At 69.3% G+C, this 13,965-nt stretch carries 12 protein-coding genes; 4 read left to right on the top strand and 8 right to left on the bottom strand.

Annotated elements, in window-relative coordinates:
* Nucleotides 1-173 precede the first annotated feature (173 nt).
* From AX685_RS15840 to AX685_RS15830, 3 genes are all read right to left on the bottom strand, one after another.
* A complete protein-coding gene (locus AX685_RS15840; RefSeq protein WP_066490381.1) occupies nt 174-1,499 on the bottom strand; it encodes a dihydrolipoamide acetyltransferase family protein in 1,326 nt (441 codons plus the stop codon).
* Nucleotides 1,500-1,504: 5 nt separating this feature from the next.
* Nucleotides 1,505-2,509, bottom strand: a complete 1,005-nt coding sequence (locus tag AX685_RS15835; RefSeq protein WP_066490382.1) for an alpha-ketoacid dehydrogenase subunit beta — start codon at nt 2,507-2,509, stop codon at nt 1,505-1,507.
* Nucleotides 2,510-2,651: 142 nt separating this feature from the next.
* Entirely contained in the window at nt 2,652-3,950 is a 1,299-nt protein-coding gene (locus tag AX685_RS15830) for a 3-methyl-2-oxobutanoate dehydrogenase (2-methylpropanoyl-transferring) subunit alpha (RefSeq protein ID WP_066490379.1), read from the bottom strand.
* 212 nt (nt 3,951-4,162) lie between these two features.
* On the opposite strand from AX685_RS15830, the gene AX685_RS15825 reads away from it, so the two are divergent.
* Both AX685_RS15825 and AX685_RS15820 read left to right on the top strand, forming a co-directional pair.
* A complete protein-coding gene (locus AX685_RS15825; protein ID WP_231738939.1) occupies nt 4,163-4,912 on the top strand; it encodes an ImuA family protein in 750 nt (249 codons plus the stop codon).
* Nucleotides 4,827-7,112 (top strand): Y-family DNA polymerase, encoded by a 2,286-nt coding sequence (locus AX685_RS15820; RefSeq protein WP_066490376.1) that lies wholly within the window; start codon nt 4,827-4,829, stop codon nt 7,110-7,112. Before AX685_RS15825 ends, AX685_RS15820 begins: the two co-directional genes overlap by 86 nt.
* A gap of 71 nt (nt 7,113-7,183) precedes the next feature.
* Here the strand turns inward: AX685_RS15820 and AX685_RS15815 are convergent, their stop codons facing one another.
* Together AX685_RS15815 and AX685_RS15810 are read right to left on the bottom strand one after the other, a co-directional pair.
* Complete coding sequence (locus tag AX685_RS15815) at nt 7,184-7,597, bottom strand: type II toxin-antitoxin system VapC family toxin (protein ID WP_066490374.1); 414 nt, start codon at nt 7,595-7,597, stop codon at nt 7,184-7,186.
* The gene (locus tag AX685_RS15810) at nt 7,594-7,875 is read right to left on the bottom strand and encodes a type II toxin-antitoxin system Phd/YefM family antitoxin (RefSeq protein WP_066490371.1); all 282 of its coding nucleotides are present in this window, start codon (nt 7,873-7,875) and stop codon (nt 7,594-7,596) included. The genes AX685_RS15815 and AX685_RS15810 overlap by 4 nt, the downstream gene beginning before the upstream one ends.
* A gap of 51 nt (nt 7,876-7,926) precedes the next feature.
* Between AX685_RS15810 and AX685_RS15805 the strand changes: the two genes are divergently transcribed.
* Nucleotides 7,927-11,271 carry an error-prone DNA polymerase gene (locus AX685_RS15805; RefSeq protein WP_066490370.1) on the top strand — a complete coding sequence of 1,115 codons (3,345 nt, stop codon included), beginning with the start codon at nt 7,927-7,929 and terminating at the stop codon, nt 11,269-11,271.
* Nucleotides 11,272-11,298: 27 nt separating this feature from the next.
* Here the strand turns inward: AX685_RS15805 and AX685_RS15800 are convergent, their stop codons facing one another.
* Entirely contained in the window at nt 11,299-11,577 is a 279-nt protein-coding gene (locus tag AX685_RS15800) for a hypothetical protein (RefSeq protein WP_156445858.1), read from the bottom strand.
* Between the two features lie 115 nt (nt 11,578-11,692).
* Nucleotides 11,693-12,070 (bottom strand): winged helix-turn-helix transcriptional regulator, encoded by a 378-nt coding sequence (locus tag AX685_RS15795; RefSeq protein ID WP_066490368.1) that lies wholly within the window; start codon nt 12,068-12,070, stop codon nt 11,693-11,695.
* 104 nt (nt 12,071-12,174) lie between these two features.
* Between AX685_RS15795 and AX685_RS15790 the strand changes: the two genes are divergently transcribed.
* Nucleotides 12,175-12,783, top strand: a complete 609-nt coding sequence (locus AX685_RS15790) for an NAD(P)-dependent oxidoreductase (RefSeq protein ID WP_066490367.1) — start codon at nt 12,175-12,177, stop codon at nt 12,781-12,783.
* Nucleotides 12,784-12,800: 17 nt separating this feature from the next.
* Here AX685_RS15790 and AX685_RS15785 read toward each other — a convergent pair.
* Nucleotides 12,801-13,965: trehalase family glycosidase (locus AX685_RS15785; protein ID WP_066490364.1), on the bottom strand; the 1,165-nt coding region annotated here is incomplete at its 5' end.

Below are 13,965 nucleotides of genomic sequence, written 5' to 3'. Positions count from 1 at the left end.
GCCCCACCCTGATCCCCCATCAACCCCGGCGGTCCCAGGTCGGTGGCGCCGTCGATTACCCATCCGGCGCGCGCGCTGGCGCCAAGGCGATCGTCATTGGGCGTGCCCGGCGTCCCGCACAGGCTGAGCGACTGGATCAGGTCTAGGTGCATGGGCGCCCCCATGCACCGCTATCAGTCCGCGAACAACAGCACCGGCGTCTCCAGCAGCTTCTTCAGCGCCTGGACGTAACTGGCCGCGTCCCAGCCATCGACCACGCGATGATCGCAGCTGATCGACAGGTTCATCAGCTTCGCCCGCACGATATCGTCGCCCCCCTGCCCGTTCGGTCGGAACACCGGCCGCTCGACGATCTTGTTCGGCCCGATGATCGCCACTTCGGGGCGGTTGATAACCGGAGTGGTCGCGATCCCGCCCAGCGGCCCCAGCGAGGTGACGGTGATCGTTCCCCCGCCCATCTCGTCCGGCTTCAGCTTGCTGGCGCGCGCCGCCTCCGCCAGCCGCGTGATCTCGCTCGCCAGCTGCCAGACGTTGCGATCCTGCGCGTCGCGAATGACGGGCACGGTCAGCCCCGCATCGGTCTGCGTCGCCATTCCCAGATGCACCCGCCCCGACCGCGTCACCACGCCCGCCTCATCGTCGTAGCGCGCGTTGAGCATCGGAAAATCGGGCAAGGTGCGACAGATGGCGACGATCAGCAGTGGCAGCATCGTCAGCTTCGGCCGCGGCCCGCGGTAGGCGTTCAGGTCCGCGCGCACCCGCTCCAGTTCGGTGACATCGATCTCGTCGACATAGGTGAAGTGCGGGATGTTGCGCTTCGACGCCGCCATATTCTCGGCGATACGGCGGCGCATCCCGATGACGCGCACCTCCTCGTCGGCGCGCGCGTGGCTGGCATGGGGGCGCTGGTAACCCTGCCCGGCGTTGTAGCGCAAATAGGCGTCGAGGTCGGAATGGCGGATGCGATCGCCCTCGGCGATGCGCACCTGTGACAGGTCAACGCCCAGATCCGTCGCGCGCGCACGCACCGCGGGGGAAGCGAGGACGGGGGTTTGGCGCGCGTCTGACTCCCTCTCCCCTGCGGGGAGAGGGTTGGGGTGAGGGGCCGGGGTCTCACCGAGACCGACCTCTCCATCAGACACCGCCCCCTCCCCCAAACTCTCTCCCCGTGGGGGAGAGGGCTTATCGGCCGCTTCCTCGACACCGGGGTTTTCGGCTTCCAGCGTGTTCGGCTCGGTGGCCGCCCCTTCGCCCTCGCCCTCGGTCTCGATCACCACCAGCGGCGCGCCGATCGACACCTGGTCGCCGACCTCGCCCGCGATCTCGACCACCACGCCCGCGACCGGCGATTCCATCTCCACGGTCGCCTTGTCGGTCATCATGTCGGCGAGGCTCTGGTCCTCCTCGACACGGTCGCCGACCTTGACGTGCCACGCCACGATCTCCGCCTCGGAAATGCCCTCGCCGATGTCGGGCAGCTTGAAGGTGAAACGCGCCATCTGCCTTAGTCCTTCAGAATCTTCTTGAGCGCCTGGCCGATCCGCACCGGTCCGGGGAAATAGGCCCATTCCAGGCTGTGCGGGTACGGCGTGTCGAAGCCGGTGACGCGCACGACCGGCGCTTCCAGGTGGTAGAAGCAGCGCTCCTGCACCAACGCCGCCAGCTCCGCCCCGAAGCCGCTGGTGCGCGTCGCCTCGTGGACGATCATGCAGCGGCCGGTCTTCTTCACGCTCGCCTCGATCGTCTCGATGTCGAGGGGGACGAGCGTGCGCAGGTCGACGATCTCGGCATCGACGCCGGTATCGGCGACGACCTGCGCGCAGACATGCACCATCGTGCCGTAAGCGAGCATCGTCACCGCCTCGCCCGCGCGGACCACGTTCGCCTTGCCCAGCGGGATCGTGTAATAACCCTCCGGCACCGCGCCGCCGGGGTGCTTCGACCAGTTCTCCGCCGGGCGGTCCCAATGGCCGTTGAACGGACCGTTGTAGATGCGCTTCGGCTCGAAGAAGATCACCGGGTCATTGTCCTCGATCGCGGCGATCAGCAGCCCCTTGGCGTCATAGGGGGTGGAGGGGATGACGGTCTTCACGCCCGACACATGGGTGAAGATGCCCTCCGGCGACTGCGAATGCGTCTGCCCGCCGAAGATGCCGCCGCCGAACGGCGAGCGCACCGTCAGCGGCGCGGTGAACTCGCCCCCCGAACGATAGCGCAGCCGCGCCGCCTCGCTGACCAGCTGGTCCAGCGCAGGGTAGATGTAATCGGCGAACTGGATTTCCGGGACGGGGCGCAGGCCATAGGCGCCCATGCCGACCGCCACGCCGATGATTCCGCATTCGGTGATCGGCGTGTCGAAGACGCGGGTCTTGCCGTATTTCTTCTGCAGCCCCGCCGTCGCGCGGAAGACGCCGCCGAAATAGCCGACGTCCTCCCCCATGACGACGATCGCCGGATCGCGCGCCATCGTGACGTCCATCGCGGAATTGATCGCCTGGATCATGTTCATGCGGGTGGTGGTATCGTCCACCGGCTGTTCGATCGTGTCGGTCAAAGCAACGTCATCCCAGCGAACGCTGGGATCTCCCTGTTACGAAGCGCGCCCTTGCGGCGCGAGACCCCGGCGTTCGCCGGGGTGACGGATGCCATTGTCACTTGCGCGCCCATGGCCGCCCGCTCGCGGTTTCCTCGTCGATCATCTGCTGGCGCTGTTCGCGCAAATGCCAGGGCATCTCCTCGAACACGCCGTCGAACAGCGTGTCGAGCGGCTGGTGCAGGCCGTGGCCCAGGATGCCGTTCTTCTCGGCCTCCTTCTGCGCGGTCTTCACCGCCTCCGCGACCTCGCGGTCCATCGCCGCCTGACGGTCCTCGTCCCATTCGCCGAGCGCGATCAGATGATCCTTCAGCCGCCGGATCGGGTCGCCCAGCGGCCAGGCGGTCGGCTCGCCCGCGGAGCGATATTGCGTCGGGTCGTCCGACGTCGAATGGCCTTCCGCGCGATAGGTGAAATGTTCGATCAGTGTCGGCCCGGCGTTGGTGCGCGCGCGCTCCGCGGCCCAGGCGGTCGCGGCATAGACCGCCAGCGCGTCATTGCCGTCCACGCGCAGCCCGGCGATCCCGTAACCGATCGCGCGCGCGGCGAAGGTCGTCGCCTCCGCCCCCGCGAAGCCCGAGAAGCTGCTGATCGCCCATTGATTGTTGACGACGTTGAAGATCACCGGCGCGCGATAGACCGTGGCGAAGGTCAGCGCGGAGTGGAAGTCGCCCTCCGCAGTCGAACCCTCCCCGCACCAGGTCGCGGCGATCCGCGTGTCGCCCTTCGACGCCGATGCCATCGCCCAGCCGACCGCCTGCGGATATTGCGTCGTCAGGTTGCCGGAGATCGAGAAGAAGCCGAAGCGCTTTTCCGAATACATGATCGGCAACTGCTTGCCCTGCAGCTTGTCGCCAGTGTTCGAATAGATCTGGTTCATCATGTCGACCAGCGGGCAGCCGCGCGCGATCAGCAACCCCTGCTGGCGGTAGGACGGGAAGCACATGTCCTCGTCGTCCAGCGCATGCGCGGCGGCGATCGCCACCGCCTCCTCGCCCAGCGACTTCATGTAGAAGCTGGTCTTGCCCTGCCGCTGCGCGCGGAACATGCGTTCGTCGAAGGCGCGCACCATCGCCATGTCGCGCAGCATCCGGCGCAGGCGGTCGGGGGACAGTTGCGGGTTCCACGGGCCGACCGCCTGCCCGTCCTCGTCCAGCACGCGCACCATCGTATAAGCCAGGTCGGTGAAGTCCTGCGCCGGCGCCAGGGTGTCGGGGCGGCGCACCGATCCGGCGGCGGGCACCTCGACATCGGCGAAGTCCACCGCATCGCCGGGCCGGAATTTCGGCTCCGGCACGTGCAGCGACAGCGGCTTCAGGTTGCTCAGCGCGTCAACCACGTCACTCTCCTCGGGCATCGCCACCCTGACGGGTGCGCGACCACTAGTATCATTCGCTTGTAATTATATTTCAAGCGAAGCGAAAGAGGGTCGGGGCGTCTTTGTGCGACAGGAAAATGCCGGGAACGCACCCCACGGGTCCGAAAACATCGTGGCGGCAATGGATTGACTCGACTCGGATCATGAGAACAAAATAGGAACGATTGTCCTTCCTGGGAGTCGTGCCACCCGTGACCTGTCCGAGCGTCCTCGAATCGCTGCGCGCCACGCTCCGCGCCATCGAAGGCGACGGCCATCGCCGCCGTGCGGTGCTGCCCTTCGGTGCCGAGGCGATCGATTCGCGGCTGACGGACGGCGGGCTGCGGCTGGATGCGCTGCACGAGGTCGCCGCCGCCACCCCGGCGCTGGGCGACGATGCCTCCGCCACGCTGTTCCTGGCCGGGATCGCGGCGCGCGCGTGGGGGCCGGTGCTGTGGGTGGTGCGCCGCCGCGACCTGTTCGCGCCCGGCCTCTACCAGTCCGGCCTGTCGCCGGAGCGCGTCCTCTATGCCGAGGCGGCCGACGATGCCGAGGTGCTGGCGCTGATGGAGGAAGGATTGCGCCACCGTGCGCTGGGCGCGGTAATCGGGGAGACGCGCCGCGCCGCGATGGCCTCGACCCGCCGGCTGCAACTGGCGGCCGAGGGTGGGCGGACGATCGCACTGCTGCTGAAGCGGCACGCGCGTGAGGATGCCGACCCCTTCGCTGTCCCGTCCGCCGCGGTCACGCGCTGGCGCATCGCCTCGGCTCCCTCAGCGCCGCTGCCGGTCGCGGGAATCGGGCGCGCGCGTTGGGACGTCGCGCTGGCGCGGCAGCGCGGCGGCGAATCTTTCCAACTGCTTGTGGAGGCATGCGATGAAACGGGTCGCATCGCTCTACCTGCCCGACTGGTCGATCGACCGGCTGCGGCGGGCGGAGCCGGCGCTCGCGCCGCCGCCTGAGCGCGTGGCGCTCGATCTTGCCGCGCTCAAGGCGGCGAGCGATGCCGAACAGGGCGGCAAGCAGTGCGATGCGCCGCGCAACAGCGGCTGGCGCCCCGGCGCGAAATGGGCGCGGGAGGAAAGCGGCGTATGGGGCGGCGACACCCGCGCCGACGTCGCCCGCCGCATCGCCGCGCTGCCCGCGCACCAGCGCCCGCCGATGCGCGAGATGGGGCGCCGCAGCGAGGCGGCCGACCATCCGTACAAAAGGCTGCCCGGCGATGACGGCGGCAAGGCGAGCGGCTGGCCGGAACCCGCCGGGGTGCCGGTGCGCAGGACGGACGCAGGAATGCGCGCGCCCTGCCCCGATCCGCTGCCTTCGCACCGTCATCCCGGCGAAGGCCGGGATCCCTCGCGGCAAGAGGACTGCCGACGCCACGCAGGACCCCCAGCCTCCGCTGGGGTGACGAAAGGAGCGGGCGCGCCCGTTCCCCTCGCCACCTGGCGCACGATGCCCGCGATCCGCTACCCCGGCGACGGCCCCCATCCCGACAAACTCGCCGCGAAGGAGCGCCGTCCCGGCTCCAACGACGCCGGCGCGACGGTGAAGGATGTCGCCGCCTTCTTCGACACCGGACGCAGCACCGCGGACACGGTCGCGCGCGTCTGCCCGCCCGATCCCCGCAGCGCGCCGCCCGCGGCCGGCGATGGCGCCGCGCCGCTCGTCACCGTGCACAAGATCGGCAGCCGGGTGGAGATCACCGCCGCCTCCCCCGCCGCGCGCGCGCTGGGGATCGCGCCGGGCATGGCGCTGACGCAGGTGCGCGCCGCGACGCCTGACGTGGTGGTGCGCGATGCCGATCCCGATGGCGACGCGCGCGACCTCCACCGGCTGGCGGTGGCGCTGGCGCAACGCTGGACCCCGGTGGTGGCGATCGCGGATGCGCAATCGCTGTTCCTGGACGTGACCGGCGTCGCGCATCTGCATGGCGGGGAAGCGCGGATGGCGCGGCGGATCGTGCGGCTGCTGGCGCGGCTGGGGATCACCGCGCGGCTCGCGATCGCCGACACGACCGGCGCGGCCTGGGCCTGCGCGCATCATGCGCGGCCCGGCGCTGGCGGAGTGACGGTCCTGCCGCCCGGCGAGACGATCGCCGCGATCGCGCCGCTGCCCGCCGCCGCGCTGCGCGTGGAGGATCATGCGCTCGAACTGCTGCGCCGGCTGGGGGTGGACACGGTCGGGCAGCTGGCGGCGCTGCCCCGCGCGCCGCTGGTGCGCCGCTTCGGGCGGCAGGTGGCCGACCGGCTCGACCAGGCGAGCGGGCGAGTCGCCGAACCGCTCGCCCCGGTCGTACCGCCGACCGCGATCGTCGTGGAGCAACGCTTCGCCGAGCCGCTGCTGACCGCCGAGCCGATCGCGCACTGGATCGCCCGGCTGGTCGCGCGGCTGTGCGACGAACTGGCGCGCGCCGGGCGGGGCGCGCGATCGGTGGTGCTGGCGGCGACGCGCGTCGATGCCGCGGTGCAGCTGGTCCGCGTCGGGCTGGCGCGCCCCACCCGCGCACCCGACCACCTGCTGCGGCTGCTGGTGCGGCGGATCGACCGGCTCGACCCCGGTTTCGGGATCGAGACGCTGGCGCTCCACGTACAGCGCGCCGATCCACTGGGCGCGCAGGCGTTCGACGACGATCTGGCGGCGGGCGAGCGCCTCGATCTGGCGCCGCTGGTCGATGCGATCGTCAACCGCATCGGCGCGCGCCGGCTGTGGCGTGCGCGCGCGGTGGAAAGCGACGTGCCCGAACGGTCGGTGGCCACCGCCGCGCCGCTCGATCCGCCGGCGCGCGCCGCCGCGGCGCCCGCCCGCGACGACGTGCGCCGGCTCGACCGGCGCGGGCGCGACCATCCGTGGCACCCGCGCTGGCCGCGCCCCGCGCGGCTGCTGCGCCGGCCCGAACCGGTCGACAATGTCATCGCCGGCCTGCCCGACCAGCCGCCGCGCCGCTTCACCTGGCGCGGCATGACGCACCGCATCGTGCGCGGCGACGGGCCGGAACGGATCGCCGGCGAATGGTGGCGCCGCGCCGCCGAACGCGATGCGGTGCGCGACTATTATCAGGTGGAGGACGAGGATGGCCGCCGCTTCTGGCTGTTCCGCCGCGGCGACGCCGAACGCATCGAAACGGGCGACCTGTCATGGTACATGCACGGCACCTTCGGCTAGGCGGCGACAAGGCGTCCGCAGCGGCTTGCGCGCCTGTGGGCCGGTGGATGCGGGAACGGTGCCGATCGCCGCTAGGCGCGCGCGTCGATCGCGCCGACGTGCCCGGCGGCGGCATAGGCGAGGATCTTTTCGTCCGCGGTCAGCACTGGCAGGTGCAGGCCGCGTGCCGTGGCGATCACGATCCGGTCGCCCGGGTCGCCATGGATGCTTCCCGGCAGAAGACCGGCATCGATCGCCGTCGCGAGTTCCAGTGGCGCCAGTCGGAAGCCGGGACTTGCCAGGATGTGTCCGAACCAGGCATCGACCGCCAACCCCAGCGACACGCGATCCTTGTCGACCAGCATCGCGATTTCCCATGGGACGATGGCCGGGATGTAGACGCCATCGAGGCTCCGCGATTCCTCGATGATCTCCCTCGCCGTCGCGCCGAGCCGTGGATCACCCTGAACCAGCCACACCAGCGCGTGGGTGTCGATGACGATCATCGCGCGCGATACAGTTCGTCCGGATTGTTCGCGTCCCATTCCTCCGGCGCCACCGCCGGGCTGAAGGGATCGTCGAAGCGATATTGCGGATGGCGCAACATCCCGAACGCCGACGCGCGGGGCGGCTGCTGTCCGACCCGTCCTTCCCCCTTAGCCGTCAGCGTCAGCGACGGCTTGCCGCGCCGCGTAATCGTCAGCGGTTCGCCGCTGCGCTCCATTTCGTTGAGCAGCGCGATGCACTTCGCCTTGAACTCGGTGATGCCGACGATCTTGCCCATGCCCACCTCCAACCGACCATTTGATATAGTCATTTCGCGTCGGATACGCCAGTGACGTACAGCGAGCTGCAGGTCACCACCCATTATTCCTTCCTGCGCGGCGCTTCGTCGTGCGAGGAGCTGTTCGCCACCGCCGCACTAATGGGGATGCCCGCGCTGGGGATCGTCGATCGCAATTCGGTCGCCGGCGTGGTGCGCGCGCTCTACGCCAGCGAACAGGTGGCGAAGGACGGCGGCGCCGCCGTGCGCGCGCTGCCCGGCTGCCGGCTCGATCTGGTCGACGGCACGTCGCTGCTGGTCTGGCCGCAGGATGCCGCGGCGTGGAGCCGGCTGACGCGCCTCCTGTCGCTCGGCAAGAACCGCGCCGATGCGCAGCACGGCGAAAAGGGCCGCTGCTTCCTCCACTGGGACGATGTCGCGGCGCATGCCGACGGCATGGTCGCCGCGCTGGTGCCGGGGGAGGATGACGCACGCGCGCTGCGCTGGATGGCGGAGCTGTTCCCCGATCGCGGGCACGTCTGCCTGACGCACCGCCGCCGCCCGGGCGAGGCGCTGCGCCTGCACGAAGCGGCGCTGGCGGCGCGCGCGCACGGCCTTTCCCCGCTCGCCACCGGCGACGTGCTCTACCACCATCCCGACCGGCGGCGGTTGCAGGACGTCGTCACCGCGATCCGCGAGAAATGCACGATCGACGATCTGGGCCTGCGCCGCGAGCGCCACGCCGACCGCCATCTGAAACCGCCCGCCGACATGGCGCGGCTGTTCCGCCACCATCCCGATGCGCTGGCGGCGGTGGAGGCGATCGTCGAGCGCTGCACCTTCTCGCTGCGCGACCTGACCTATCATTACCCGGATGAGGAGGTGATCCCCGGCAAGACCGCACAGGACGCGCTGGCGACGCTGGCATGGAACGGCCTGCGCCAGCGGTTCGGCGCGCACCCGCCGCGCGCCTATGTCGACCTGCTGAACCACGAATTGGGGCTGGTCGCGAGAATGGACTATGCCCCCTATTTCCTCACCGTGAATTCGATCGTGCAGTTCGCGCGCAGCCAGGAGATATTGTGCCAGGGCCGCGGATCAGCGGCCAATTCGGTGATCTGCTTCGCGCTGGGCATCACCTCGATCGACCCGGTCAAGCACCAGCTACTGTTCGAACGCTTCGTGTCGGAGGAACGCCGCGAGCCGCCCGATATCGACGTCGATTTCGAACACGAACGGCGCGAGGAGGTGATCCAGTTCATCTACGACCATTACGGCCGCGATCATGCCGCGCTGACCGCGGTGGTCAGCCGGTTCCGCACCCGCGGCGCGATCCGCGAGGTGGGTAAGGCGCTGGGCCTGCCGGAGGACATGACCGGCGCGCTCGCCAGCCAGGTATGGGGCTGGTCGAACGAGGGCGTGCCGACCGAGCATGTCGCCGCGCTCAACCTCGACGCGGGCGAACCGCGGCTTGCGCTCGCGCTCGAACTGGCGCGCGAGCTGATCGGCACCCCGCGTCATCTGTCGCAGCATCCCGGCGGCTTCGTGCTGACCCGCGCACCGCTCCACGATCTGGTGCCGATCGAACCCGCCGCGATGGTCGATCGCCACGTCATCGAATGGGAAAAGGACGATATCGAGCAGCTGGGCTTCATGAAGGTCGATATCCTCGGCCTGGGGATGCTGGGCTGCATGCGCCGCGCCTTCGACCTGCTGGAGGCGCACAAGAGCATCCGCATGACGATGGCCAGCCCGGTGATGCAGGAGGACGATCCGGCCACCTATGCGATGATGCAGCGCGCCGACACGTTGGGCGTGTTCCAGATCGAAAGCCGCGCGCAGATGAGCATGTTGCCGCGGATGAAGCCGCGCGAATTCTACGACATCGCGATCCAGGTCGCGATCGTGCGGCCCGGCCCGATCCAGGGCAACATGGTCCACCCCTATCTGAAGCGGCGTGAGGGCAAGGAGGCGGTGGAATATCCCAGCGAGAAGCTGCGCACGGTCCTGCAAAAGACCCTGGGCGTGCCGCTGTTCCAGGAACAGGCGATGCAGGTCGCGGTGCTGGGCGCGGGCTTCACTCCGGGCGAGGCGGACCAGTTGCGCCGTGCGATGGCGACGTTCAAGCTGACCGGCGGGGTCGCGCATTTCCGCGAGCGGCTGATCGCCGGAATGCGCGCCAACGGGATATCGGAGGCGTTCGCCGAGCGGCTGGTCCAGCAGATCGAGGGGTTCGGCAGCTACGGCTTTCCCGAAAGCCACGCCGCCAGCTTCGCGAAGATCGCCTATGCCTCGTCATGGATGAAATGCCATCATCCCGACGTCTTCTGCGCCGCGCTGCTCAATGCGCAGCCGATGGGCTTCTACGCCCCGGCGCAGATCGTGCGCGACGCGCGCGAGCACGGCATCGTGATCCATCCGGTGTGCGTGCTGGAAAGCGAATGGGACACGTCGCTGCTTGAGCCCTCTCCCCGCCGGGGAGAGGGTTTGGGTGAGGGGAAAATGTCTCACCGGGACCAGGGTAGCTGCAGCACGCCGCCGCGAACCGACGGCGCGCGGTGCGATCTGCGGCTGGGGCTACGCATCGTCACCGGCCTGTCGGGCGCGGACGCGGGGCGAATCCTGACCGCGCGGGCGCAGACGCGCTTCACCTCGGTGGAGGATATCTGGCGCCGATCCGGCGTGCCGCTCGCCACACTGGAAAAGCTGGCGCGCGCCGATGCCTTCCATGCGCTGGGGCTGGACCGGCGGCAGGCTTTATGGGCGATCCGCGGGCTTGGCGAGACGCCGCTGCCGCTGCTCGCCGCGGTCGAACGGCGCGAGGAGCCGGTCACGCTCGCCCGGCTTACCGGCGGGCGCGAGGTGGTGGAGGATTACCGCGCCACGCAATTGTCGCTGCGCGCGCATCCCTTGTCGTTCCTGCGCGCACAGTTGGCGGCACGATGCGTGGTGCGCTGCGCCGATCTGGCCGCGCACGACGGCAAATGGGTGGAGGTCGCCGGGATCATCCTCGTCCGCCAGCGCCCCGGCTCGGCCAAGGGCGTGCTGTTCATCACGATCGAGGACGAAACCGGCGTCGCCAACGGCATCCTGTGGCCCGACCGGTTCGAGGCGCAGCGCCGCACCGTCATGTCCGCCGCGATGGTATCCTTGCGCGGGCAGGTGCAGAAGGAAGGCGCGGTGATCCACGTCATCGTCGATCGCGTCACCGACCTGACGGGCATGCTGCGCGAGGTGGGGGAGATCGACCTCCCCCGCCTGGTCGCGCGCGGCGACGGCGCGACGCATCCCGGCGCCCCCGATCGCGGGGACAAGGGCTACAAGGACAAGCAATGGCGCCCCGCCCCCCGCTCCGACTATCACTTCCGCGACCGGGCGGAAGACGTCATCCCGATCAAGAGCCACGATTTCCACTGAGGACCAGTCCGCGCCGCCCCTGACGGCTCACAACCGCGCGAGCCAACCCCAGAATCCGGGCACCGCTTCCGCCTTCGGCTTGAGCAGGATCGCCCGGATCAGCGCGATGCTCAACAGCACCGGCGCGGTATAAACGATGGTCGCGCGATAGCCAGCAAAGTCGCCATGTTCGAAAGCATCGCCGACCATCCACCAGCTCAGCCGGAACGTGGACCACGCACCATAAGCGATCACCGCCATCTGCACCAACGGCGCGTTCCACAACGTCTTCGCCGCCACAGTCACCTGCCTGATAACATTCTTCACGATCATTCTCCCTGCTGACGGCGCAAGGATATCACTGTGGAGAAGCACACCTCCACCACCAAATGTTCATATGGTGTTCTTTATTCGCTTGCGTATCTTGTCGGATCGTGAACGTTCATGTGGCGGTCGCCCGCTCGTCATACCGCCGCCGCGCCACGACCACGTCGGGCATCCGCGTCTCGGCCCAGTCGATCATCAGACGCAGCGCCGCGATCAGGTCGGCACCCAGCGGGGTCAGGGCATAGCTGACCGTCACCGGCATGGTCGGCGCAACATCGCGGCGCACCAGCCCGTCGCGTTCCAGCGCGCGCAGCGTCTGGCTCAGCATCTTCTGCGAAATGCCGCCGACCTGCCGCTTCAGTTCGTTAAACCGGCAGTCGCGGTCGGCCAACAGGATCAGAACCAGCACGCTCCATTTGTCGCCTACCCGGTCCAGCAGTTGGCGCGTCGGGCATTGCGCCGCAAATACATCGCCGCGTGTCCATTCGGGCAAACGCTCGGTTACGCCGGGGTGACCAGATGCGGATAAGGTGCCTTCTTGCATGCTCCGGTCACCATAGCCAATCAGGTCACTATTGGAAACCTAGGAGTCGAGATATGAAGGTTGCCGTACTGGGCGCCAGCGGACGCGCCGGATCGCAGATCACCAGGGAACTGGCGGCGCGTGGACATCAGGTGACCGCAGTCGCGCGCAAGCCGCAGGCGATCGCCGCCGCGCCGGGCGTCACCGCCATCGCCGGAGATGCCGCCGATCCCGCCGCGCTAACCGCGCTGATCCGCGGGCATGACGCGGTCGTCAGCGCATTGCACTTCGACGTCACCGCCGACACGCTGCTGTCCGCGCTGCGCGCCGCCGGCGTGCCACGCCTGCTGGTGACGGGTGGCGCCGCCAGCCTGGAGGTCGCTCCCGGCCAAAGACTGATCGATTCGCCCGATTTTCCCGACGAATGGCGCGAATTCGCGATGGGCGGGATCCGCTTCCTCGACGCGCTGCGCGACGAGACAGGCATCGACTGGACGTTCTTCTCGCCCGCCGCGCTGATCGAGGAGGGACCGCGGCTCGGCCATTATCGCACCGGCACCGATCGCCTCGTCACCGATGCGCAGGGGCAGAGCCGGATCAGCTTCGCCGATTATGCGATCGCCATGGCGGACGAACTGGAACAGCATCGCCACCCCCGCGCCCGCTTCACCGCCGCCTATTGAGGCAAATTGCGCGCCGCTCAGCGCGCAAACCGCTCCTGCAAGGCGCGCGTGACGCCGTTGGTCCAGCCGAAGCCGTCCTGCGTCGGATATTCGCCGCCGCCGCCGGGGCGGCTTTCCTCGACGTCGTACTTCTCCAGCAGCTTGCCCGACGCGCGATATTCGCGCTCCACCGTCGCCAGGAAGCGCGTGCCGATCATTCGCGCCACGTCGTCGCGGCCGTATCGCGCCACGCCCCCGACCGCGATCCATTGCAGCGGCGCCCAGCCGTTGGGCTTGTCCCATTGCTGCCCGGTCGCCACCGTCGTGGTACGCAGGCCGTTGGGCGCCAGCAGCACGCGCGCGATCGTATCGGCGGCACGCGCGCCGCGATCGGGCGCGGCGACCCCGGTGAACAGCGGATAGGCGGTCGCCGCGGTCACGCCCGCGCGCAGCCGCCCGGCGGTCAGGTCGAAATCGCCGTAGCGCCCCTCGTCCGCGCTCCACAGCCAGCGTTCGATCGCGGCGCGGCGCGTGTCCGCCATCCGGTCGAAATCGCCTGCACAGGCCCGGCCCAGCGCGCGGCACCGCGTCGCGATCGCGCGCTCCATCCCGTAGAGCAGGCTGTTGAGATCGACCGGCACGATCCGCGTCGTGTCGATCGTCGCCAGCGTCCGCCCGTCCGCCAGCCAACGCGAGGAAAAGTCCCAGCCGCTTTCCGCGCCCGCGCGCAGGTCGTTGTACCGCTGCCGGTCGCCCGCCCCGGTCTCCACATCCTCGCGCCACGATTCGTCGCGCGGGGTGAACCGCGCGTCGCCATAACGCTGCAACGTCGCGCCATCGGGCATCGCGACGCTGCGCTGCGCGATCCAGAAACCATGTTCGGCGATCAGCGCGTCCAGCCAGCGCGCCTGCGTCGCGCGGTCGACATCGGGCACCAGCCCCATCATCAGGTACAGGAACGGCGGCTGCGATCGGCTGACGTAATAACTGCGCGTGCCGTTGGGGACATGGCCGTAGCGCGCGACCAGCGACACGAAATCCTCGATCATGTCGCGCGTCAGGTCGCCGTGGCCGTCCGCCTCCAGCCCCAGCATCGTGAAATAGCTGTCCCAATAATACATTTCGCGGAACCGCCCGCCCGGCACCACGTAGCGCCGCGGCAACGCCAGCGCGGAGGAACCGGCCCGCGGCACCAGCGGCGGG

Source organism: Sphingomonas sp. CCH9-F2 (assembly GCF_001556735.1).
GTDB classification, from domain to species: domain Bacteria; phylum Pseudomonadota; class Alphaproteobacteria; order Sphingomonadales; family Sphingomonadaceae; genus Sphingomonas; species Sphingomonas ginsenosidimutans.
This window is presented reverse-complemented; position numbering and strand designations above follow the sequence as displayed.

What these genes read in the sequence shown, in the direction of transcription:
- AX685_RS15840 (WP_066490381.1), bottom strand. Translation starts at nt 1,499, where the DNA reads ATGGCGCGTTTCACCTTCAAGCTGCCCGACATCGGCGAGGGCATTTCC.
- AX685_RS15835 (WP_066490382.1), bottom strand. Translation starts at nt 2,509, where the DNA reads ATGAACATGATCCAGGCGATCAATTCCGCGATGGACGTCACGATGGCG.
- AX685_RS15830 (WP_066490379.1), bottom strand. Translation starts at nt 3,950, where the DNA reads ATGCCCGAGGAGAGTGACGTGGTTGACGCGCTGAGCAACCTGAAGCCG.
- AX685_RS15820 (WP_066490376.1), top strand. Translation starts at nt 4,827, where the DNA reads ATGAAACGGGTCGCATCGCTCTACCTGCCCGACTGGTCGATCGACCGG.
- AX685_RS15815 (WP_066490374.1), bottom strand. Translation starts at nt 7,597, where the DNA reads ATGATCGTCATCGACACCCACGCGCTGGTGTGGCTGGTTCAGGGTGAT.
- AX685_RS15810 (WP_066490371.1), bottom strand. Translation starts at nt 7,875, where the DNA reads ATGGGCAAGATCGTCGGCATCACCGAGTTCAAGGCGAAGTGCATCGCG.
- AX685_RS15790 (WP_066490367.1), top strand. Translation starts at nt 12,175, where the DNA reads ATGAAGGTTGCCGTACTGGGCGCCAGCGGACGCGCCGGATCGCAGATC.